This is a genomic window from Streptomyces sp. NPDC001858, from assembly GCF_053594615.1.
In genome coordinates this window covers 281,765-302,068 of the sequence record NZ_JBSFEV010000005.1, presented here as the reverse complement: position 1 = coordinate 302,068, position 20,304 = coordinate 281,765, and the positions used below count along the sequence as shown (strand labels likewise).

Genomic DNA, 20,304 nt, shown 5'->3' with positions numbered 1-20,304 from the left:
CACCATGCTGACGAACGTGGCCGCGGTCCTCCTCGACGGTGTGCATCCCTTCGAGCTCGGCGTCCTGTGCGAGGTGTTCGGCCTCGACCGCAGCGACGAGGGGCTGCCGGCCTACGACTTCGCCGTCGTGTCGGCGGAAGGCCCGGTGCTGGGCACCCATGTCGGCGGACTCACCGTCTCCACGCCGTACGGCCTCGACCGGCTGGAGGAGGCCGACCTGATCGCCGTGCCGGCCTCGGACGCGATGGTCGCGCGGGAGTTTCCGCCCGAGCTGCTCGCCGCGCTGCGCCGGGGCGTCGACCGGGGCGCCCGGGTGCTCAGCGTCTGCTCGGGCGTCTTCGTGCTGGGCGCGGCGGGACTGCTCGACGGGCGGCGCTGCGCGGTGCACTGGCGGCACGCGGAGCTGCTGGCCCGCCGCTATCCGCGCACGACCGTCGAGCCGGACGTCCTCTACGTCGACGAGGACCCGGTGATCACCTCCGCCGGCACGGCCGCCGGGATCGACGCCTGTCTGCACCTCGTGCGCAAGGAGCAGGGGCCCGAGGTGGCCAACGGCATCGCGCGGCGGATGGTCGTCCCGCCGCATCGGGACGGCGGACAGGCGCAGTACGTCGACCGGCCGCTGCCCCGGTCGGCGTGCGACACGGTCGGCGGGGTGCTGGTGTGGATGGAGGCGCATCTCGACCAGGAGGTCACGGTCGAGCAGCTCGCCGAGCGCGCCCATATGTCCCCGCGCACCTTCGCCCGCCGCTTCCAGCAGGAGACGGGCACCACCCCCTACCGGTGGCTGCTGCGCCAGCGGGTGCTGCTGGCACAGCACCTGCTGGAGGCCACGGACGAGACGGTGGACGCGATCGCCTGGCGGGCCGGCTTCGGCACCGCGGGAGCCCTGCGCCACCAGTTCGTGCAGGCGTTGGGGACGACCCCCAACGCCTACCGGCGCACGTTCCGCGGCCCGCAGGCGGTCGCCTGAGCCGCGGCTCTCACCCCGTCCTCACCCGGGTATCGCCCGCAGCAGCAGCTTGCGCGGTCGCAGCGTGATGCCGACGTGCGTCCGCGCGTCGGAGCCGGGCGCGGACTCGAAGCGGAACGCGGACGCCACCACGGCGGCGATCAGCGTCAGCTCGGCCATCGAGAAGTGGTCGCTCGGGCACTTGCGGTTGCCGACGCCGAACGGCGTCATGGCGTATTTCGGCACCTCCGGGGAGCCGCCGGGCAGCCAGCGGTCGGGATCGAACTCCGTGTGCCGCTCGTACGACCGCGGATCGCGCTGCACCGCGTAGGGGCTGTAGACGATGTCGGCGCCGGCGGGAATGCGGTATCCGCCGAGCTCGGTGTCGGTCACCGCGCGCCGGGTCAATATCCATACGGCGGGATACAGCCGCATGGTCTCGACCACGACATTGGCGGTGTGCCGCAGCTTTCGGACGTCGCCGAATGCGACCGGCCGGTCACCGACGACGCTTTTCACCTCCGCCCGGATCTTGTCCACCTGGTCGGGATGCTCGGTGAGGACGTGCAGCAGCGACATGACCACGGAGCCGGCGGTTTCGCTGCCCGGGGTCAGTATCGCGATGACCTGGTCGTGGATCTCCTGTTCCCCGATGGGGTCGCCATTCTCGTCCTTCGCCTCCAGCAAAGCCGTCAGCAAATCGTCCGGTTTTTGACCGGACGCGCGGCGCTCGGCGATGATCTCGTCCACCAGCCGATGCAGATCGGCCAGTGCGCGGTTGAATACGCGGTTGGCCGGAATCGGTACCCGATAAAGCGGTCCGAGGGGTACCACCATGCGCTGGTACATACCGGCGAACAGGGTGGCGAGCGCGGAGGTGATGCGCTCGGACCGGGCGTCCATATAGCTGCCGCGCATCAGACAGCGGGCGGAGATGCGCACGGACACCCGGAAGGACTCGGCGGTGACGTCGAGGATCTCGCCGCGCTGCCAGCGCTCCACGAGCGCATGCGCCTCCTCCTCCATGACCGGCCCGTAGCCGGGGAGGGCGTCGAGCCGGAACGCGGGCTGGATCGTGCGTCGCTGACGGCGGTGCAGCGGGCCGTTGGCCGTGGCCACGCCCTCCTTGCCGAGCAGGTCCTCCAGGGTCTCCCACAGGGGTCCGGAGATGATGTAGTCCGGGTTGAGCGCGAGGGCCCCGACGAGCTCCGGCGCGGTGACGGCGTACACCGTCTTGGGGCCGAGCCGCAGACGCACGATGTCGCCGTGGTCGCGCAGCCGGGCCATGAAGGCCAGCGGATCGCGGGCCAGCTTCCAGCCGTGTCCGAGCAGCGGAACCCCGCCACCGGCCACCGGCGGCTCACCCGGTTCGGATGTCTCGGGGGTCGCGGGCTTCACCGACTCGACGGTCATTTCTCACCTGCCGCTTCGTTGTTGACGTACGGGGGCGTGGACCGGTCGTCCCAGCTGTCGACCATGTATCGGCCGGACTCGTGGTGGAACCAGTAGACGGAACTGAACCAGTTCCGCATATTGCCGAGGCAGGCCCGCACCGCGGCGCCGAGTTCCCTTCCGCGGACGGTCCCGTCAGTGAGCCGGTCGGCAAGCAGCAGGACGTCCTTCTCGACGGCGAGGAACTCGGATATGCATTCCTCGACGCGGCGCCGCATTTCCTCGACCGCTTCTTCCAGAGTCAGTCCCTGATGGGTGATGAGACTGATTCCGAGATTGTGCACCTCATCGCCCGCCAATTCCTTGGGGAGCGAGCAGAGGTCGTTGTACCAGGCGGCGAATTCCTGACTGAGCAGGGCCGCGCGCCGAAAGGCGGGGTGTTTCCGTACCGGGTCCGGGAGTTCACAGCCCGCGCTCGGTTCGAGCAGGTCGGTCCATATCCAGTGGGCGAAGGTCAGCCGGCGCAGTGCGAGGTATTCCTCGACGCCGGGAATGCGTCCTTCGACACGGTTGCGGAATTCCCGGTCGTACGCCTCGATCACGGTGTGGAAGTGCCGGGCGAACCGTGCGTTCCAGGTGCCGGGGAGGAACGCGAAGAGCCGGCCCACGCTGTCGGCGAGTCCGGCGACCAGCGGATCCGGGTGCCGCAGATGCAGGGCCGGTGCCTCCAGGGCCGCGTGTAAGCGGAACCGCAGTTGCCGCCAGGAGGCCGACCGGGCGTGCACGACGTCACGGTCGTGCCGGTCGTCCCAGACGAAGAACCACGCGCTGAAGTCGGCGATGGCCTGCATCACCTCGTCGGGTGCGCCGAGGTAGTAGCCCGCCATCAGGTCCGTATAGCAAAGACCGTCGGCATATTCTGCGACCTTGTCCGCCGGCATCAACCGCTTTTTCAGCAGCCAGGAGCGCGTGTTCTCCTGCAACCGAGGCCAATACGGATGCAGTTGCCGGGGAAACGCCGCCTCGATGACCGGAAGAGAGAGCGAAGGAGGAACCGCGGGCGCGGCCACCGTCGCTGTGGTGCTGTATGTGGTGCTGCATGGCAAAGCTGGCACGAACAACCCCTCTCAGCCGCCAGTGGGCACACACCCCTCCCGCTGTGCCGGGCGTGCGCCGTTGCGTATCCCCGCACTTCCTATTCAGCACTACAACTGACCGTTCTGGGAACGGATTTGCCTCATTCACTACCCCAACATGCCGAGAATCCACCCCGGCCTGACTGATTACGGATCAGCAGATGTGCAGTAGATGTGCGGTTGATGTGCGTAAGCGATCGAACGTCCGTCGGACACACGAACGACGCCCGGCCGGGGGGCTTCCCGGCCGGGCGTCGTCGTTCGTGCGGGTGGGCTGCGGGTGGGCTCAGTCGTTGGCGACCACGGGGTAGCGGGGCTCGTTCTCGGCCATCTGCCGCAGGGCGTCCTTGCGTTCGCGCTTGGACAGCCTGTCGATGTACAGGTACCCGTACAGGTGATCGGTCTCGTGCTGCAAACACCGAGCGAAGTAGCCGGTCCCGCGCACCTTGATCGGGTTGCCCCGCTCGTCCTGCCCGGTCACCTCGGCGTAGTCGGGACGGGCGAGCGGCGCGTAGGCGGTGGGCACCGACAGACAGCCCTCGTTGCTGTCGTCCAGCCGGCGCCGGTCCGCGGGCAGCTCGACGAGCTTGGGGTTGCAGACGACACCGGTGTGCCGGGCGCCCTCGTCGTCGGGGCAGTCGTAGACGAAGACCTTCAGGTCGACGCCGATCTGGTTCGCGGCCAGGCCCACGCCCTCGGCGGTGTGCTGCGAGGCGAACATGTCCGCGACCAGCTGCCGCAGCTCGTCGTCGAACTCGGTGACGTCCCTGCACTCCTTGTGCAGCACCGGGTTCCCGACCACGGTGATCGGCCGCGAGGTGCCGGCCTCACGCCAGGCCAGCTCGCGCGCCTCCGTCTCCTCGGTGTCGATGACGAAGCCCTCGTCGTCCACGGGGAGCACGCCCGCGTGCTGCTGATCGGTGTCCTGCTGCGCCATGACCGACGATGCCTTCCTGGAAACACATGGGGTGAATGCTCGATACAGGGTACGGGGGCGCGCCCTGAAGGGGCGCGGGGCTGTGTCTTATATGCGGCTCCGCCGCGCGGGCGCGACCAGCCACAACCGGGCCGCAGCCGAGCAATGGTCTCAGCAAACCTCTTCCAGGTCGCGCCAGTCCCTGGAATCCGGGCTGTCCGCGACCCACCCGTCCAGCAACCCGCGGACGAGCGACGCCGGGGCGGCCACGCCACATTCCCGCTCCGGCACCCACAGCTGCCCGTCCGTGCGATGCCCCAGCGGCCCGGGATGCCCGGGCTCGCTGTGGTCGTGCGGATCGAGATGCTCGCCGTCGCCCTCGTCGGACGGCATCCGGGACTCCGAGCACATCCGGCACAGCAGCCGCACCGAGGAGGACCAGTCCTCCGCCGCGAACCCCGCGTCGGCGGCCAGCTGCTCCAGCGCGTCCCGGTCCGCCTCCGTGGCCGCCTCCAGGAGGACCACCCAGGTCGGCACCGGGGACGGCGCCCACAGCTCGATCTCGTCGAAGACCGGGTAGGAGTGGCCTACGGAGGTGGTCCGCTCGCCGTGGGGCACGCCGTCGTGCAGCACGACCTCGCCCCAGCGCCGTCCGGAGGAGGGCAGCGGGATCGACAGCACCTCCATCCGGGCGGGGTCCAGCCGCCGCCCCCACACCACCTCGGCCTCGCCCTCGGGCGACAGCCGGACGGCCGCGCTGCCCAGCTCCATGCCGACGGGCTCGCCCGCGCCGGTGGCATGGCCCGGCACGTGCAGCCCGTACGCCTGCCAGGCACGGCGGGCCAGCGGCCAGTCCTGGAGGGCGGTGGCGGCGATGCCGACGTTCCACCAGTCGGGGGCCCCGGCCTCGCGGTCGAGCAGGGCGACCGCGCGCAGGCCGGCCGTGCGGGCCTGCTCCCAGTCGTGCCGGAACTTGTGCAGCAGGGCCAGGTTGAACCAGGACTCGGACAGCCAGGGTTCCAGGTCGGCGGCACGTGTCAGCAGCGCGCCCGCGTCCTCGTACCGCCCGTCGCCGATCAGCGTGAACGCGCGGTCGGTGGCCTGCCGCCAGGAGGCGGAGGGCCGGTGCCGTCCCTTGCCGAAGATCCTCACGATTCCCGCCTGCCAGTTCCGTTCTGTGGGCTGGCCAGTGCCCCCGGACACTCTCTCCCTCGCATCCAACCACGTGACGCCGGAGGGCCGCTCATTACCCATGGGTTACCCACCCTCAGCCAAGGTCAGACAGCCTCTCGAAAGCACCCTGGCCAGGGCCTCCACCACCTCCGGCGCGTACTCCCCGCCGGTGCCCAGCCGCAGTTCCTCCAGTGCGGTGAGGGGCCCGCCGGGACCGGTGCCGCGCACCTTCTCGTCGTAGGCGTTCACCACCCGGACTATGCGGGCGGCCACCGGTTGCTCCGGGTAGGGGTCCGCCTGCCGCTCGACGACCGTGGCGACCTGGACGCCGGCCCCGGTCTGACGCACGACCGCCCCGCCGAGCAGCGCGATCCGCCGCTGCTCGGCCGCCGGGAGTCCGGCGGTGGCCCCGGCCGGGACCGGGTCGACGAGGCTGAGCTGCCCGATGTCGTGCATGAGGGCCGCGTACTCCAGGACGGCCCGCTCGGGCTCCGGCAGCCCGAGGTCGCGGCCCACGGCCTGGCTCAGGGCGGCGACCCGGCGGGCGTGCCCGGCCGGGGTGTAACCGGCGATCTCGGTGGCGCGGGCCAGCGAGGCGATGGTCTGCCGGTAGGTGGCCCGCACGGCCGCGTACCGGCGCAGGGACAGCTGGGTGAGCAGCAGCGGCACCGAGAACACGGGCAGCGCCCACAGGCCGACGACGGCGACCGCGAGCGCCATCACCGCGCCCGTCGCGGCCACCGCCGACCCGATGCCGGGCACGGCCCGCAGCTCGTCGCGCAGCAGCGGGGCGAACGGCCAGCCGGTGCGGGAGCGGGCGAGCGCGGCGCCGACCACGGCGTCGCACAGCACGGTCAGGACGAGCAGCGCGAGCAGCAGCAGCGCGTAGGCGGAGCCGCTCCAGCCGTCGAACACGCCGCGGTTGTAGAGGGGCTGGAAGCAGACCGCGGCGAATCCGACGGCGAGCACGCGCCGGACCAGGTGGTCGAGGACGGGTCCCTCGCCGCGGGCCAGGTGCGGCACGCTGCCCAGCAGGGAGGCGGCGACCACGACCGACACGACCTGCGCGACCCCGTGGTGCGTGGGGTGCCCGGCGTGCTCCCCGACCAGCGCGTAGGACAGCGACCCGGCGGCCCCGAGCGGCGCGGCCTCGCGCAGCCCGGGCCCGTTCCACCGGATGAGCTCGCCGACGGCCACGAGGATCCCGAAGGCGAGCGCGACGGGGCGTTCCTCGACGCCTGTCATGAACGTCACGAGGAGGGAGACCACGACGAGGAGGCCGGCGGCGCTGTAGAGGGCCAGGAGGGGGCGGGGGGCGAGGAAGGCGCGGCGGGCTGGGAAGGGGCGGGGAGCCGGGAAGGGGCGGGGGGCGATCATCGGCGTACCTCGGACCGGTCGTCGGCGGGGGCCTGCGCGGGCGTCGGGACGGCGGCGGGCCGGGTCTCCTCGGCGGTGACGACCGGATGCCAGCCGTCCCGCTCGACGGCCCGGGTCAGCGCGGTGACCATCCGCGGGTCGAAGTGGGCGCCCGCGCAGCGCCGCAGCTCCGCGAGGGCCGCCTCGACCGGCCGGGCCCGGCTGTAGGAGCGGGTGGAGGTCATCGCGTCGAAGGCGTCCGCCACGGCGACCACCCGGGCGGACTCCGGGATCTGCCCGCCCGCCAGGCCGTACGGGTAGCCGGTGCCGTCGATGCGTTCGTGGTGGTGGAGGATCGCCGAGCGGGCGTCGCCGAGGAAGGAGATCCCGCGGGTGATCTCGTGCCCGTACTCGGGGTGCAGTTCGATCACCCGCCGCTCCTGGGGCGTCAGCGGCCCGTCCTTGCGCAACAGGCGGGTGGGGACGCCGAGTTTGCCGACGTCGTGCAGGATCCCGGCGAAGCGGAGCACTTCGATCCGGTCCTCGTCCATGCCCAGTTCGCGCCCGATCAGCATCGAGGCCTGTCCGACGCGTTCGCTGTGGCCGCGCGTATAGCCGTCCTTGATGTCGACGGCCTGCACCAGGGCGCGGATGGTCGCCTGGTGGGCGGCGCGCTCGCGGTGGTACTGCGCGAACACCCACCAGGACACGGCCATCGGGAACAGCACGAGCAGCGCGGCAACCGGACCGTACGGGCTGCGCCACAGGACGGCCATCATCAGCCCGGCGAGCCCGTGCACGGCGACGGGGGCGAGCGACCGGGCGAACAGCCCGCGCCCGGCGGCCCGCGCCGGCAGTCCCTCGGCGAGGGTGCGCACTCCGCCGTCCAGCACGCTCAGCACCAGGCAGAACGCCAGCACGGCGGCCCCGGCGGGCCCGAGGGCGGCGGGGAAGTCGCAGTCGCCGATCGCGGCCCGCCCGCCCAGCGCCTCGTGCGTGCGCGACGCCGCCCAGACGGCGACGGCGAGCTGGGCGGCCCGCCAGATCCGGCGCAGCCCCCGGGGCCGCTGCTCGACCCGCGCGAGCAGCGCCCCCGGCAGCGGTACGAGCGCAGCGGCGGGCGGCGCCAGCAGAAAGGCCCCGGCGAGCAGCACGGGGTAGAAGGCGCCCAGGTCCCCGGCGGCGGCTCGGCCGACCGGGCGGCACCGGGTGACCCGCTCGCAGCCGACGTACACCCCGGCCAGCAGGGCCACCGCCCACCAGGGCGTCCGCACGGACGGCAGCCCCCAGAGACAGGACGCGGCGCCGACCACGACACAGGCGACGTAGCCCCACGCCCGCGGCGGAACCGACCGCATCGCTCTCCTCCCCGGTGACCCGAGGCGTCGGCCGGCCGTGCGGACCTGCTCGGGCTCAATCCCGGTACGGATTACGGGACATGCTCGGGAATTGGAGGATAGGACGGCCGGACGGGACCCCGGGGAGGCAATGGACGTTTCCGCGGTCCCAGCGGCGTGAGATTAGCCCGTTCGAGTGAGCGGACCGGCCGGGCGGCCGGTCCGCGTCACACGCGTCACACGTGTCACCTCGGCACGTCCGCCGCCAAGGTCCGGTTCAGCTGCTCCACCGTGGCCGGCGACTCGCGCTGGAACGCGGCGAGGTCGAGGCCGTCGTCCGCGATGACGGTCAGCAGGGCCCGTTCGCCGACGCCCACCACGATGACGTGTCCGGAGCCGCATCTGGCGACCACCTCGCGCAGCGTGCCGGTGCCCGCCTGCTCGGCCATGCGGCTCGCGACCCCGAGGGTGGCGGCGGCGAGCGCGGCGACGGACTCGGGGTGGGCGGAGTCCGCGTCGGCGACGACGAGAAGACCGTCCACCGTGGACAGCACGCTTTCGGAGACCCCCATCACCCGGTCGCGCAGCGAGATCAGGATGTCGGTCAAGGGGTTCGGCGGCGGCTGCGGCGACGGGTCTTCACTCATGAACTACTCCTTGGTACCTTGCAGTTGGCATATTCTTCCCGCTGTGCCGTCCTGGTCGCCTCAGTCGGATTCCGGCAGCGCGTCCAGGCCCCGCCGGACTCGGCGCAGGGTGTCGAGGGAGGGCTGATCGGCGGCCAGGGCTTCAGCCGACAGCATCGGTAGGACGAACGGCAGGGCGCCGGCGCAGTCCGTGGACGGCGAAGCGCCCCGCACGGGCAACGGCGGCTTCTGCGGGGACGGTTGAACAGGCGGCGGTCGGTCAGGCGATGGTCGATCAGGCGGCAGGGCGGGCGGCGGCGGTCGGTCAAGGGTCGGCCGGTCTCGGGTCGGCGGGTCGGGCCGAGGCGTCCGGGGCCGGTGGGGGGCCGGGAACCGATCGGAGGTCGGGGACCGATCGGGTGTCGAAGGTCGATCAGGTGTCGGGGGCGGGTCTGGTGTCGGGGGTCGATCAGGTGTCCGGGGCGGGGCTGGTGTCGAAGGTCGATCGCGGGTCGGGGGCGGGTCCCGGTACCGGTCCGGTTCCCGGGCCCGGAGCCGCTGGCTCCGGACGGTCCGCTTCGCTTCGGCGTTCGCGCGCCGTCTGTTGCGCAACTCCGCACGGCGTTGGCGTGAGTTCACCGACCGCCCCAACTCTCTGAGCCGTTCGGGCTCGTCGGGTCCTCTCCCTGGGTGTCCCCGCGCCGCCGGGCGTTGCCGCCCGGCGTGCGTCTCGGCAGCGGCACGACTCGCACCGGCCGGCTCGCCGCCTCGGGCGCCGCTCCGTTCGCCGGCAGCACGCGCGGGGCGGTGCTGGGCCGTTCGCGGGGCCCTTCGCCGGGCTCCCAGCGGACGAGCCCGAGCGTCCGCAGCCGGATCAGGTCGAGCATGACCGCGTACAGCCCGCGGCCGAGCGTGAAGGCGATGTCCCGCGCCGTACGGCGGCCGTTGACACCGCCGAGCACCGACCGATGGCGGAGCGACAGCCACTCGGGCGGCCCGCCGGCCGCGGCGTCCGGGACCGCAGTGGGCCGGACCCGGACGAGTTCGCCCGGCGGACCCCACTGTTCGGTGAGCAGCGCGATGCGCCGACCGGTCTCCTCGGTCACCTTCCTCGGCTCCACGCCCGGTTCGGCGCGGAGCGTCGGTTCCAGGCCGCTGAGCTGCCAGCTGCCGGGCGGGCCGAGCCCCATGGCGAAGGCGGCGTCGAACACGGCGGCGACGCACACCACCTCCAGCTCGGCGGCGCCGATCAGACCGGCGGCCACCAGCTGTCCGCTCAGCAGATCCACGTCGGGCTGGGCGGCGCGGGCGGCGAGCCAGGCCTCGTCGTCGACCCGGCCCGGGGTGAGCAGCAGCGAGGAGGCGGGCGGCGCGCCCGGGGTCTCGATCGCGCCGATCAGGCCCTGCCGCAGATGAATCGTTCCCCCTGGGGTGCCGGAGACCCGGACCGTGCCGCTGAAGCCGTCGTCGTGCAGCCCTTGCAGCAGCGCGGGAAGGTTGCGCGCGCCGGCCGTCATCCGAGGACCTCGGCGGCCAGCGAGTCCAGGCTGCGGACGGCGAGCGCCAGGTTGGCCCGCTCCCGGTCCAGGCCCGCCGCCAGCAGCAGGGGGTCGCCGACCGGTCGGGCCACCGCGAGCAGCACCTGGTGGCGCCGGGTGCTGGTGGTGATCACGCTCTCCAACTCCCCTTCGGCGCCGGCCTGTCCGAGCCGTTCGGCGATGAGAGCGGCGAGTGCGGCGTCGGCCGCCCCGTCCCCGACCGCTCCGGCGTCGCCGGCCTCCCCGTAGGTGAGACCGGTGACGGCGTCGACCAGAGCAACCCCGGTGACCCCGGGGGAGTCGAGGAGCCGGGCCAGGGAAGCCTGGAGCGCGGTCGTCATTTCCGCGTTTCCCCCTTCACGTGCAGACGTCACACAGTACGTTGAACGTCATCTTTCAGAACAAGCAACAAAGTTGAAGTTCCGTGACTCAGAAGTCGCTTGCGTTCGATCGTAGTTGTACGTGCAGCGACCAGTCAGCGGCACTGGGGAATTGAGGCAACACCATGAACATCGAGTCAGCGCTCAAGGAAGCCATGACCGTGGACGGCGCCCTCGGCGTCGCCCTCGTCGACTACGAAAGCGGCATGTCGCTGGGCACGCTCGGCGGCGGTCCGCAGCTCGACCTGGAGCTCGCCGCGGCGGGCAACACGGAGGTGGTGCGCTCGAAGATGCGCACCCTGGCGTCCCTGCACATGGACGACACCATCGAGGACATCCTGATCACGCTGGGCCGGCAGTACCACCTGATCCGGCCGCTCGCGAGCACGACCGGAACGCTCTTCCTCTACCTGGCCCTCGACCGCTCGCGCAGCAACCTGGCGCTGGCCCGGCACAGCCTGAAGAAGATCGAGAGCACGCTGGAGATCTGACCCGGCCCGCGGGTTCGGCCGGCAGGTTCGGCCCGCGGGTTCGGCCCGTGCCGCGACGGCGGCCGGGGGCCTCAGCCCTCGGCGGCCGTCGCGCCCGGCAGCTCGGCCGGCGGCGCCGCCTCGTACACGTCACGCTCGGGAACGGCCTGACCGGAACGGATCAGGTCGAGCCGGCCCATGACCTTGGCCCGCAGGTCGCTGGGCACGTCGTCATGCCCGCAGCACCGCTTGACCAGCTTCTTCACGGCCTCTTCGAGACCGTACTTCTCCAGGCACGGCGAGCATTCCTCGAAGTGGTGCTGGAACTTGTCCCGGTCGAGAGGGGGCATCTCGCTGTCGAGATACTCGTACAGGTGGTCGAGGACCTCACCGCAGTCCGTCTCGTGCGGATCTCCGCAGCTCATGAGCCCGAACCTTTCACTTCGTTCGACTCTCCGGCGCCCGCCGGGACCAGCCCGCGCTCACGGGCGTAGTCCTCGAGCATGCCGCGCAGTTGACGGCGGCCCCGGTGCAGCCGGGACATCACCGTACCGATGGGTGTCCCCATGATGTCCGCGATCTCCTTGTACGCAAAGCCCTCGACGTCCGCGAGGTACACGGCGATGCGGAACTCCTCGGGGATGGCCTGGAGCGCTTCCTTCACGTCCGAGTCGGGCAGGTGGTCCAGCGCCTGCGACTCGGCGGAGCGCAGACCTGTGGACATGTGCGACTCGGCGCGCGCCAGCTGCCAGTCCTCGATCTCCTCGGCCGCACTGCGCTGGGGCTCGCGCTGCTTCTTGCGGTACGAGTTGATGAAGGTGTTGGTGAGGATCCGGTACAGCCAGGCCTTGAGATTGGTGCCCTCGCGGAACTGGTGGAAGGACGCGTACGCCTTGGCGTACGTCTCCTGCACCAGGTCCTCGGCGTCCGCGGGGTTGCGCGTCATGCGCAGCGCGGCCGAATACATCTGGTCGAGGAATTCCAGCGCGTCCCGTTCGAAGCGCGCACTGCGCTCCACGGTGGACTCCGTGCCCGTCTCCGCGCTCACGCCCTGGCCCTCGGGCAGCTCCGCCTGGCCGTTGTCGGTCCCTGCGTCGGTACCGGTGACCGGACCCACCTCCTCAAGATCGCGGGTGGGAACGAAACCGATCCCACTCGAATCGGAGGATAGACGACTACCCGTGCCCGCCGCCGCTCGAATAGGGGCGGCCTTGGCGGCGTGCAGCACCGTCCAGTCAAGGTCGGTACGGCTGCTGCGGCTCGGGCATGCGGTCGAACCCATGCGGCGGACTTCCTTCCCACTGGCGTCGGTGCCGGACGTTCAGCACTTCTGTCCGCCTCAACAGCGACCCGCCCCTCGACATTCCCCGCTCTTTACCCGAGTGACGTGATCCACCGGACGACACCGGCGGTGACGGCCTCCAGCGCCTCCTCCTGCGTGGTGGCGGCCCTCTTGGGCACCGCGAGCCCGTGGTCGCCGTACGGCACCTCCAGGAGCTCGTAGGCGCCCTCGGGGAACTCGTCCGGCCGGCCGAACGGGTCGTTCGCGCCCTGGACGACGAGGGTGGGCGCCCCGGCGCCGAGCAGTTCGTCGGCGCGGGACTTCTCGGGCCGGCCCGGCGGGTGCAGCGGAAAGCTGAGCGCCAGGACGGCGTGGGCGCCCAGCTCGACGGCGGTACGGCAGGCCACCCGCGCGCCCGCCGACCGCCCGCCGGAGATCACCGGCAGTCCCGGCGCGGCGACGGCCGGCCAGATCCCGCGCCAGCCGACGTCGAGGGTCTTCGGCGCGGTCGCGACCTTCTTGCCGGCCACCCGCCAGGGCTGCTCGACGAGGGCCACGCTGACCCCGTGCCCGGGCAGCACGGCGGCCAGCGCCCGGAGGTCACGGGCCTCGATGCCCCCGCCGGCGCCATGGCTGACGGCGAGGACGAGGCGGGCCTGCTCGGCCCGGTGCCAGGTGACGCGGGCGTCACCTGCGTCGGTGGGAACGATCTCGGTGCTCACCTGAGAAGGGTGTCAGAAGAGAGCCAGAAGAGCGGGTCAGAACAGAGGGTGAGAAGAGCGGGTCAGAAGAGCGTGCCCTCCTCGGGCCCCTCCAGCTCCTTGAGCAGCTCCGGCGCGTTGTTGCGGACGTTGCTGACGGCCGTGGACACCGGGTAGGCGCGCATCAGCCCGGCCGGGGGTGGCGCAAGGAGCGAGCGCAGGTCGTCGACGTCCGTCCGCGCGGGGTCGAGCCAGGCGTCCCAGCGGTCCGGGGTGAGCATGAGCGGCATCCGGGGATGGATGTCGGCCAGGGCGTGCGGTCCGTCGGCGGGGGCCACGGCGAGCGGCGACGTCTCGGCCTCCGTGGTGATGACCGAGCACGTCACCCACCAGGCCTGCGGATGGTCGTCGGGGAGGGTGCGGTCCCGCCAGAACTCGTACAGCCCGGCCATCGCGAAGACCGAGCCGTCGGCCGGCAGCACGAAGTAGGGCTGCTTGCGGCCCCGCTTCTTCTTCCCTTCCACCTCCAGCTCGCGCTCGTCCTTGGCGGTGACCCACTCGTAGTAGCCGTCGGCCGGCAGGATGCAGCGCCGGGCGGCGAAGGCGCGGCGGTACGAGGGCTTCTCGTGGACGGTCTCGGCGCGTGCGTTGATCATCCGGGCGGCGCCCTCGGGCGTCTTCGACCAGGACGGCACCAGCCCCCACTTCAGCGTGCGCAGCTGGCGAACCGGGCGCCGGTCGGCGGCGTCTTTCAACGGACGGTCGAGGACGGCGTAGACCTCCTTCGTCGGCGCCACGTTGTAATCGGGCTCCAAGGTCTCCTCAGGTTCCCACTTCTCGATTTCAAAGACTCCTGCGAGATCCTCGGGCCTGCGACTCGCTGCATACCGTCCGCACATACGTGCCACACTGCCAGACTCCGTCCGTCGATTGGGAGCCACCGCACACCATGGACAGCACCGCCGCCACCGCGCTGCCCGACCTGTGGGACCGTCTCGTCGGCACCCAGTCCGACCCCGACCTGTGGGTGGTGATCGCCACCGCGGTCGCCGCGCTCGCGGTCGTGGTGCCGCACAGCCTGTGGCGCGTCTCCCGCAACGCGATCACCATCGCCCACGAGGGCGGTCACGGCCTGATAGCCCTGCTGACCGGCCGGCAGCTCACCGGGATACGCCTGCACTCCGACACCAGCGGCCTGACCGTGAGCCGCGGCAAGCCGCACGGCCTCGGCATGATCCTCACGGCCGCCGCCGGCTACACCGCTCCCCCGCTCCTCGGCCTCGGCGGCGCGTCCCTGCTCGGCGCCGGCCGCATCACCCTGCTGCTGTGGGTGGCGACGGCCCTCCTGGTGGCGATGCTGGTGATGATCCGCAACGCGTACGGCGCGCTGACGGTGGTCCTCTCCGGCGGCACGTTCCTGCTGGTCTCCTGGCTGGCGGGCCCCCAGGTGCAGGCGGCGTTCGCGTACGCGGTGGTCTGGTTCCTGCTCCTGGGCGGCGTCCGCCCGGCCTTCGAGCTGCAGATGAAGCGCTCGCGGGGCGGCGCGGGCGACTCGGACGCCGACCAGCTCTCCCGCCTGACCCACGTCCCGGCGGCCCTGTGGCTGTTCCTCTTCCACACGGTGAGCCTGTGCGCACTACTGGGCGGCGGCAGGTGGCTGCTGGGCCTGTAGTTCTCGGGGGCGCGGAGGACTGCTTTTAAGGGGCGCGGGGAACTGCGCGACCAGCCCCCACGGGCGCCGCACCCGACCACAACCGGCCGCAGGCCCAGACGCCTGGCTACTGGACCATAGAAACGCCCTCCTCCTAAGGGGCGCGGGGAACTGCGCGACCAGCCCCCACGGCGCCGCACCCGACCACAGCCCGCCGCAGGCCTACGCACGGCACCCGAAGCACGCCCGCAGACTAAAGTGGGCGCATGCCCGTGAACCCCGCCGCAGCCACCGCCCTCTGGCCCGCCCCGCACGCGAGCGAGGCCGTCGACGCGACGGTCCACGTGCCGGGGTCGAAGTCCGTCACCAACCGCGCCCTCGTCCTCGCCGCCCTCGCCTCCGAGCCCGGCTGGCTGCGCCGCCCCCTGCGCTCTCGGGACACCCTGCTGATGGCGGGCGCGCTGCGCGAGATGGGCGTCGGCATCGAGGAGGGCGTGGGTCCGGACGGCACCGGCGAGGCCTGGCGGGTGCTGCCCGCGGGGCTGCGCGGCCCGGCCACGGTCGACGTCGGCAACGCCGGCACGGTCATGCGCTTCCTGCCGCCGGTCGCCGCCCTCGCCGACGGCCCCGTCCGCTTCGACGGCGACCCGCGTTCGTACGAGCGTCCCCTGAACGGCGTCATCGACGCGCTGCGCGTCCTGGGCGCGCGGATCGACGACGACGACCGGGGCGCGCTGCCCCTGACGGTGCACGGCTCGGGCGCGCTGGACGGCGGCCCGGTGGCCATCGACGCGTCCTCGTCGTCCCAGTTCGTGAGCGCCCTGCTGCTCTCCGCCCCCCGCTTCAACCAGGGGGTGGAGGTCCGTCACACGGGCTCCACCCTGCCCTCCATGCCGCACATCCGGATGACGGTGGACATGCTGCGCGCGGTCGGCGCCCAGGTGGACACCCCGGAGTCGGGCGGCGAGCCGAACGTCTGGCGGGTCACGCCGGGCGCCCTGCTCGGCCGGGACCTGACGATCGAGCCGGACCTGTCCAACGCCCAGCCGTTCCTGGCGGCGGCGCTGGTCACGGGCGGCCGGGTGCTGATCCCGGACTGGCCGGCCCGCACCACCCAGCCGGGTGACCGGCTGCGGGAGATCTTCACCGAGATGGGCGGTTCCTGCGAGCTGGCCGACTACGGCCTGGTCTTCACCGGCTCGGGCTCGATCCACGGCATCGACGTCGACCTGAGCGACGTCGGCGAGCTGACCCCGGGCATCGCGGCGGTCGCCGCCCTCGCGGACTCCCCGTCCACCCTGCGCGGCGTGGCCCATCTGCGCCTGCACGAGACGGACCGGCTGGCGGCCCTCACCAAGGAGATCAACGAGCTCGGCGGGGACGTCAAGGAGACCGCCGACGGCCTGCACATCCGTCCGCGCCCACTGCGCGGCGGGATCTTCCACACCTACGACGACCACCGCATGGCCACGGCCGGTGCGATCATCGGCCTGGCGGTGGAGGGCGTACAGATCGAGAACGTGGCGACGACGGCGAAGACCCTGCCGGACTTCCCCGACCTGTGGACCGGGATGCTCGGGGTATAGGGACGGCGGGAGACAGCCATGCGCCGCTACGGCAAGCACACCGACGAGGACGACATCCGCAGCCGCCCGAACCGCAAGGGCAACCGACCGCGTACGCACATCCGGCCCAAGCACGAGGACGCCGCCGAGGGCATGGTCCTCACCGTCGACCGGGGCCGGCTGACCTGCCTCGTCGACGACCGGATCGTCATGGCGATGAAGGCCCGTGAGCTGGGCCGCAAGGCGGCGATCGTGGGCGACCGGGTCGCCCTGGTCGGCGATCTGTCCGGCGCCAAGGACACCCTCGCGCGCATCGTCCGCATCGCGGAGCGCACCTCGGCGCTGCGCCGCACCGCCGACGACGACGACCCGTACGAGCGCGTGGTCGTCGCCAACGCCGACCAGCTCGCCGTCGTCACCGCCCTGGCCGACCCGGAGCCCCGCCCCCGGCTGATCGACCGCTGCCTGGTGGCCGCCTACGACGGCGGTCTCACCCCGCTGCTGGTCATGACGAAGTCGGACCTGGCCCCGCCGGACAAGCTGCTGGAGCTGTACGGCCATCTGGACATCCCGTACGTCGTGACCAGCCGCGAGGAGCTGGAGAACGGCGACGCGGCGGACCGGGTGCGCGAGCTGCTGGCCGGGCGGATCACCGCGTTCGTCGGCCACTCCGGCGTCGGCAAGACGACGCTGGTCAACGCGCTGGTGCCGGAGGAGCGGCGGCGGGTGACCGGCCATGTGAACGCGGTGACCGGCCGGGGCCGCCACACCACGACCTCGGCGCTGGCCCTGCCCCTGGCGGGCACGGACGACTGGGTGATCGACACTCCGGGCGTGCGGTCGTTCGGTCTCGCGCACATCGACCCCTCCCGGGTGATCCTCGCCTTCCCCGATCTGGTGCCGGGCACCGAGGGCTGCCCGCGCGCGTGCAGTCACGACGAGAAGGACTGCGCGCTGGACGCGTGGGTGGCCGAGGGCCACGCCGACCCGGCCCGGCTCTACTCCCTGCGCCGGCTGCTCTCCACGCGCGAACGCACGGAAGGCGACTGAGCCGCTGATCGGCAGCCGACGGACAAGCTGTTGACCACCGCGTTGTTTGCGTACACCCGAGTCCGGTAAGTGCATAATCGCACCGAGCCGGACACACGGAGGGACAGCTCATGGCGTGGCTGCTGGTCGTCGTAGCCGGATTGCTCGAGACCGGGTTCGCCGTGTGCCTCAAGTTGTCCCACGGTTTCACCAGGCTCTGGCCCACCGTCGCGTTCTGCATCTTCGCGCTGGGGAGCTTCGGCCTGCTGACCCTCTCCCTGAAGAAACTGGACGTCGGCCCCGCGTACGCCGTGTGGACGGGCATCGGCGCGGCAGGCACCGCGATCTACGGCATGATCTTCCTCGGCGACCTGGTGTCGGTCCTGAAGCTCGTCTCGATCAGCCTGGTGATCATAGGAGTGATCGGACTCCAACTGTCGGGCTCCGCACACTAGGCGCTCCGCTGGACGTGCCGCGATGTGCGCTCGTTCTGCCGTCGTTCCGGTGCGGCGCCATCGTGGCCGGTCGCGCAGTTCCCCGCGCCCCTCCAGGGCGCAGCCGACTTCGCCAGGCCCCCGCGGTTCGGCCGCTAGCCGGGCGGTTGGCGGTGCAGGGCTCCGCGCACGAGGTCGGCGACGCCGCCCTCCCCCGGCGGCGGCGCGGCCACGCAGGACAGGGCGAGGCGGACGGCGAGTTCGCAGGCGCGGGCCAGGTCGGCGGCGTCGGCCCGGACCGCGCCGGGTCCCGAGAGCACGGCCACGGCCCGGTCGCGGACGGCGCCCACCAGGTCGCCGGGCGAGGGCAGCGGCCCGTCCGCCCGCCGCTGCGCGGGCACCGCGGAGGAGGACGGCACCGCCGAGAGCGTCGGCGAGGGCAGCCGCTCGCTCCAGAACCCGGTGAGGACGGCCCGGACGAGGACGTTGTCGCGGGCGGCTGCGGCGGTCCACTCGGCGGCGGCGGTGAGCCGGTCACGGGCGTCCCCGCGCACGGCGAGCGCCCGGTCGACGCCGGCGAGATACCCGTCGGCCTCGCGTCTGACGAGGGCCCGGGCCAGGCCCTCCTTGCTGCCGAACTCGTTGTACAGCGTCTGCCGGGACACCCCGGCCGCCGCGGCGACGTCCACCATCCGCACCGCGGCCCACGGCCGTAGCGCAAGCGCCTCGAAGGCGGCGTCCAGCAGGGATTCCCGCGCTGCAGGCATCATCGCCTCCCTGGAACGAGCGGCTCTGCGCCCCAGGTTTGACGCGCACGACCGCACTGTCAAGGGTTCGCGACGGGGCCGCCGTCCACACCGCGGTCCCCTGTGGCCCCTGCTCGGCTCCGCCGGATACGGTTCGTCCCATGCCGGACTACCTGGACGACCTCCGACTCGCGCACGTCCTCGCGGACGCCGCCGACGCCGCGACCATGGACCGTTTCAAGGCCCTCGACCTCAAGGTCGAGACCAAACCGGACATGACCCCGGTGAGCGAGGCCGACAAGGCCGCCGAGGAAATAATCCGCGGCCACCTCCAGCGGGCCCGGCCCCGGGACGCGGTCCTGGGCGAGGAGTACGGCGTCGAGGGCACCGGCCCCCGCCGCTGGGTGATCGACCCGATCGACGGCACGAAGAACTATGTGCGGGGCGTCCCCGTCTGGGCCACGCTGATCTCGCTGATGGAGGCGGGCGAGGGGGGTTATCAGCCGGTCGTCGGCGTGGTCTCCGCGCCCGCGCTGAGCCGCCGCTGGTGGGCCGCGAAGGGGCACGGCGCGTTCACCGGCCGCAGCCTCTCCGCCGCGAGCCGGCTGCACGTCTCCCGCGTCTCGAAGCTGTCGGACGCGTCCTTCGCGTACTCCTCGCTCACCGGCTGGGAGGAGCGCGGGCGGCTGAACGGCTTCCTGGATCTGACCCGCGAGGTGTGGCGCACGCGCGCGTACGGCGACTTCTGGCCGTACATGCTGGTCGCCGAGGGCGCGGTCGACCTGTGCGCCGAACCGGAGCTCTCGCTCTGGGACATGGCGGCCCCCGCGATCGTCGTGACGGAGGCCGGCGGCGTCTTCACGGGCCTCGACGGCCGGCCGGGTCCGCACAGCGGCGACGCGGCCGCGTCGAACGGGCTGCTCCACGACGAGCTGCTGGGCTATCTGAACGAGCGCTCCTGAACATCGCACCCGAGCACCACAGATGAGCGCGCGCGCCCTCAATTGGACGCGCGCGCCCTCTTGTTGACCCCCGCTTTACCTGCCACGCTGACACCACCCCCACTTGTGAACTTGTGAATTCATGAACTAGCCCATGACCCGCACAAGTCACGGATTCATAGGAGGTGCTCAGCCCATGCTCGTCCGCGACGCCATGAGCACGGTGGTCCTGACCATCGGCCCCGCACACACCCTCCGGCAGGCCGCCGCCCTGATGTCCGCACGCCGCGTCGGCGCGGCCATCGTCCTGGACCCGGACGCCGGCGGCATAGGCATCCTCACCGAGCGGGACATCCTCGACTCCGTGGGCCTCGGCCAGGACCCGGACAGCGAACACACCCACGCCCACACCACCAACGACGTCGTCTTCGCCGCACCGACCTGGACCCTGGAGAAAGCCGCCCAGGCGATGGCGCACGGCGGCTTCCGCCATCTGATCGTCCTCGACCGCGGCGAGCCGGCCGGCATCGTCTCGGTCCGCGACATCATCCGCTGCTGGGCGCCGGCCCGGCAGCAGGTACCGGCCTGAGGACACCGGGCCCGGACGACGAACGGGCCGGGCCCCCGAGGGGAACCCGGCCCGTTCGCTCACGACAAGCGGTCCAGTGCTGTCAGCCGC

The 20,304-nt window shown here is 72.1% G+C and carries 22 protein-coding genes; 8 read left to right on the top strand and 14 right to left on the bottom strand.

Annotation, left to right across the window (positions count from 1 at the left end):
* The first annotated feature begins 4 nt into the window (after positions 1–4).
* A complete protein-coding gene (locus ACWCPF_RS10020; RefSeq protein WP_451044489.1) occupies positions 5–973 on the top strand; it encodes a helix-turn-helix domain-containing protein in 969 nt (322 codons plus the stop codon).
* A gap of 21 nt (positions 974–994) precedes the next feature.
* On the opposite strand, the gene ACWCPF_RS10015 is transcribed toward ACWCPF_RS10020, so the two are convergent.
* The 9 genes from ACWCPF_RS10015 to ACWCPF_RS09975 form a co-directional block, all read right to left on the bottom strand.
* Positions 995–2,365, bottom strand: a complete 1,371-nt coding sequence (locus ACWCPF_RS10015) for a bifunctional albaflavenone monooxygenase/terpene synthase (protein WP_451044488.1) — start codon at positions 2,363–2,365, stop codon at positions 995–997.
* Positions 2,362–3,459 carry an epi-isozizaene synthase gene (gene cyc1, locus ACWCPF_RS10010; protein ID WP_451044487.1) on the bottom strand — a complete coding sequence of 366 codons (1,098 nt, stop codon included), beginning with the start codon at positions 3,457–3,459 and terminating at the stop codon, positions 2,362–2,364. The genes ACWCPF_RS10015 and cyc1 overlap by 4 nt, the downstream gene beginning before the upstream one ends.
* A 307-nt stretch (positions 3,460–3,766) precedes the next feature.
* A complete protein-coding gene (gene def / locus ACWCPF_RS10005) occupies positions 3,767–4,417 on the bottom strand; it encodes a peptide deformylase (protein WP_451044486.1) in 651 nt (216 codons plus the stop codon).
* A 150-nt stretch (positions 4,418–4,567) separates the two neighbouring features.
* On the bottom strand, positions 4,568–5,548 hold the full coding sequence (locus tag ACWCPF_RS10000) for a tetratricopeptide repeat protein (protein WP_351903208.1): 981 nt from the start codon (positions 5,546–5,548) through the stop codon (positions 4,568–4,570).
* A 105-nt stretch (positions 5,549–5,653) separates the two neighbouring features.
* On the bottom strand, positions 5,654–6,946 hold the full coding sequence (locus ACWCPF_RS09995) for an HD-GYP domain-containing protein (RefSeq protein WP_451044485.1): 1,293 nt from the start codon (positions 6,944–6,946) through the stop codon (positions 5,654–5,656).
* Positions 6,943–8,283: an HD-GYP domain-containing protein gene (locus ACWCPF_RS09990; protein ID WP_451044484.1), complete on the bottom strand. Its 1,341-nt coding sequence runs from the start codon at positions 8,281–8,283 to the stop codon at positions 6,943–6,945. Before ACWCPF_RS09990 ends, ACWCPF_RS09995 begins: the two co-directional genes overlap by 4 nt.
* Positions 8,284–8,507: 224 nt before the next feature.
* The gene (locus ACWCPF_RS09985; RefSeq protein WP_450948895.1) at positions 8,508–8,909 is read right to left on the bottom strand and encodes a roadblock/LC7 domain-containing protein; all 402 of its coding nucleotides are present in this window, start codon (positions 8,907–8,909) and stop codon (positions 8,508–8,510) included.
* Positions 8,910–9,523: 614 nt separating this feature from the next.
* Positions 9,524–10,405: a hypothetical protein gene (locus ACWCPF_RS09980; protein WP_451044483.1), complete on the bottom strand. Its 882-nt coding sequence runs from the start codon at positions 10,403–10,405 to the stop codon at positions 9,524–9,526.
* Positions 10,402–10,767 carry a hypothetical protein gene (locus ACWCPF_RS09975; RefSeq protein WP_451044482.1) on the bottom strand — a complete coding sequence of 122 codons (366 nt, stop codon included), beginning with the start codon at positions 10,765–10,767 and terminating at the stop codon, positions 10,402–10,404. Before ACWCPF_RS09975 ends, ACWCPF_RS09980 begins: the two co-directional genes overlap by 4 nt.
* A 164-nt stretch (positions 10,768–10,931) precedes the next feature.
* Here ACWCPF_RS09975 and ACWCPF_RS09970 point away from each other — a divergent pair, with 164 nt between their 5' ends.
* Entirely contained in the window at positions 10,932–11,297 is a 366-nt protein-coding gene (locus ACWCPF_RS09970) for a hypothetical protein (RefSeq protein ID WP_451044481.1), read from the top strand.
* 71 nt (positions 11,298–11,368) lie between these two features.
* Here the strand turns inward: ACWCPF_RS09970 and rsrA are convergent, their stop codons facing one another.
* The 4 genes from rsrA to ACWCPF_RS09950 all read right to left on the bottom strand — a co-directional run bounded on the left by rsrA (position 11,369) and on the right by ACWCPF_RS09950 (position 14,158).
* On the bottom strand, positions 11,369–11,701 hold the full coding sequence (rsrA, locus tag ACWCPF_RS09965; RefSeq protein WP_451044480.1) for a mycothiol system anti-sigma-R factor: 333 nt from the start codon (positions 11,699–11,701) through the stop codon (positions 11,369–11,371).
* Positions 11,698–12,393: an RNA polymerase sigma factor SigR gene (gene sigR, locus ACWCPF_RS09960; protein ID WP_451044479.1), complete on the bottom strand. Its 696-nt coding sequence runs from the start codon at positions 12,391–12,393 to the stop codon at positions 11,698–11,700. The genes rsrA and sigR overlap by 4 nt, the downstream gene beginning before the upstream one ends.
* Positions 12,394–12,650: 257 nt before the next feature.
* Entirely contained in the window at positions 12,651–13,280 is a 630-nt protein-coding gene (locus ACWCPF_RS09955) for an alpha/beta hydrolase family protein (protein WP_451044478.1), read from the bottom strand.
* Positions 13,281–13,342: 62 nt separating this feature from the next.
* The gene (locus tag ACWCPF_RS09950; protein ID WP_451044477.1) at positions 13,343–14,158 is read right to left on the bottom strand and encodes an SOS response-associated peptidase; all 816 of its coding nucleotides are present in this window, start codon (positions 14,156–14,158) and stop codon (positions 13,343–13,345) included.
* A 50-nt stretch (positions 14,159–14,208) separates the two neighbouring features.
* Here ACWCPF_RS09950 and ACWCPF_RS09945 point away from each other — a divergent pair, with 50 nt between their 5' ends.
* The 4 genes from ACWCPF_RS09945 to ACWCPF_RS09930 all read left to right on the top strand — a co-directional run bounded on the left by ACWCPF_RS09945 (position 14,209) and on the right by ACWCPF_RS09930 (position 17,959).
* Positions 14,209–14,931: a M50 family metallopeptidase gene (locus ACWCPF_RS09945; protein ID WP_451044476.1), complete on the top strand. Its 723-nt coding sequence runs from the start codon at positions 14,209–14,211 to the stop codon at positions 14,929–14,931.
* 245 nt (positions 14,932–15,176) lie between these two features.
* Positions 15,177–16,496: a 3-phosphoshikimate 1-carboxyvinyltransferase gene (gene aroA / locus ACWCPF_RS09940; protein WP_451044475.1), complete on the top strand. Its 1,320-nt coding sequence runs from the start codon at positions 15,177–15,179 to the stop codon at positions 16,494–16,496.
* Positions 16,497–16,514: 18 nt separating this feature from the next.
* On the top strand, positions 16,515–17,525 hold the full coding sequence (rsgA, locus tag ACWCPF_RS09935; protein ID WP_451044474.1) for a ribosome small subunit-dependent GTPase A: 1,011 nt from the start codon (positions 16,515–16,517) through the stop codon (positions 17,523–17,525).
* A 110-nt stretch (positions 17,526–17,635) separates the two neighbouring features.
* A complete protein-coding gene (locus tag ACWCPF_RS09930; protein WP_451044473.1) occupies positions 17,636–17,959 on the top strand; it encodes a DMT family transporter in 324 nt (107 codons plus the stop codon).
* A 134-nt stretch (positions 17,960–18,093) separates the two neighbouring features.
* Here ACWCPF_RS09930 and ACWCPF_RS09925 read toward each other — a convergent pair whose 3' ends face one another.
* The gene (locus ACWCPF_RS09925) at positions 18,094–18,708 is read right to left on the bottom strand and encodes a TetR/AcrR family transcriptional regulator (RefSeq protein ID WP_451044472.1); all 615 of its coding nucleotides are present in this window, start codon (positions 18,706–18,708) and stop codon (positions 18,094–18,096) included.
* Positions 18,709–18,845: 137 nt separating this feature from the next.
* Between ACWCPF_RS09925 and hisN the strand changes: the two genes are divergently transcribed.
* Both hisN and ACWCPF_RS09915 read left to right on the top strand, forming a co-directional pair.
* Positions 18,846–19,646 carry a histidinol-phosphatase gene (gene hisN, locus ACWCPF_RS09920; RefSeq protein ID WP_451044471.1) on the top strand — a complete coding sequence of 267 codons (801 nt, stop codon included), beginning with the start codon at positions 18,846–18,848 and terminating at the stop codon, positions 19,644–19,646.
* Positions 19,647–19,821: 175 nt separating this feature from the next.
* Positions 19,822–20,214: a CBS domain-containing protein gene (locus ACWCPF_RS09915; protein ID WP_451044470.1), complete on the top strand. Its 393-nt coding sequence runs from the start codon at positions 19,822–19,824 to the stop codon at positions 20,212–20,214.
* Positions 20,215–20,304 lie beyond the last annotated feature (90 nt).

Excerpts from the sequence above, each read along its gene's own strand:
- ACWCPF_RS09995 (WP_451044485.1), bottom strand. The coding sequence starts at position 6,946 with ATGATCGCCCCCCGCCCCTTCCCGGCTCCCCGCCCCTTCCCAGCCCGC.
- ACWCPF_RS09950 (WP_451044477.1), bottom strand. The coding sequence starts at position 14,158 with ATGTGCGGACGGTATGCAGCGAGTCGCAGGCCCGAGGATCTCGCAGGA.
- ACWCPF_RS09925 (WP_451044472.1), bottom strand. The coding sequence starts at position 18,708 with ATGATGCCTGCAGCGCGGGAATCCCTGCTGGACGCCGCCTTCGAGGCG.
- ACWCPF_RS09990 (WP_451044484.1), bottom strand. The coding sequence starts at position 8,283 with ATGCGGTCGGTTCCGCCGCGGGCGTGGGGCTACGTCGCCTGTGTCGTG.
- ACWCPF_RS10020 (WP_451044489.1), top strand. The coding sequence starts at position 5 with ATGCTGACGAACGTGGCCGCGGTCCTCCTCGACGGTGTGCATCCCTTC.
- rsrA (WP_451044480.1), bottom strand. The coding sequence starts at position 11,701 with ATGAGCTGCGGAGATCCGCACGAGACGGACTGCGGTGAGGTCCTCGAC.
- ACWCPF_RS09915 (WP_451044470.1), top strand. The coding sequence starts at position 19,822 with ATGCTCGTCCGCGACGCCATGAGCACGGTGGTCCTGACCATCGGCCCC.
- ACWCPF_RS09975 (WP_451044482.1), bottom strand. The coding sequence starts at position 10,767 with ATGACGACCGCGCTCCAGGCTTCCCTGGCCCGGCTCCTCGACTCCCCC.
- def (WP_451044486.1), bottom strand. The coding sequence starts at position 4,417 with ATGGCGCAGCAGGACACCGATCAGCAGCACGCGGGCGTGCTCCCCGTG.
- ACWCPF_RS09980 (WP_451044483.1), bottom strand. The coding sequence starts at position 10,405 with ATGACGGCCGGCGCGCGCAACCTTCCCGCGCTGCTGCAAGGGCTGCAC.
- hisN (WP_451044471.1), top strand. The coding sequence starts at position 18,846 with ATGCCGGACTACCTGGACGACCTCCGACTCGCGCACGTCCTCGCGGAC.
- aroA (WP_451044475.1), top strand. The coding sequence starts at position 15,177 with ATGCCCGTGAACCCCGCCGCAGCCACCGCCCTCTGGCCCGCCCCGCAC.
- ACWCPF_RS09945 (WP_451044476.1), top strand. The coding sequence starts at position 14,209 with ATGGACAGCACCGCCGCCACCGCGCTGCCCGACCTGTGGGACCGTCTC.
- ACWCPF_RS10015 (WP_451044488.1), bottom strand. The coding sequence starts at position 2,365 with ATGACCGTCGAGTCGGTGAAGCCCGCGACCCCCGAGACATCCGAACCG.
- ACWCPF_RS09970 (WP_451044481.1), top strand. The coding sequence starts at position 10,932 with ATGAACATCGAGTCAGCGCTCAAGGAAGCCATGACCGTGGACGGCGCC.
- ACWCPF_RS09985 (WP_450948895.1), bottom strand. The coding sequence starts at position 8,909 with ATGAGTGAAGACCCGTCGCCGCAGCCGCCGCCGAACCCCTTGACCGAC.
- rsgA (WP_451044474.1), top strand. The coding sequence starts at position 16,515 with ATGCGCCGCTACGGCAAGCACACCGACGAGGACGACATCCGCAGCCGC.
- ACWCPF_RS09930 (WP_451044473.1), top strand. The coding sequence starts at position 17,636 with ATGGCGTGGCTGCTGGTCGTCGTAGCCGGATTGCTCGAGACCGGGTTC.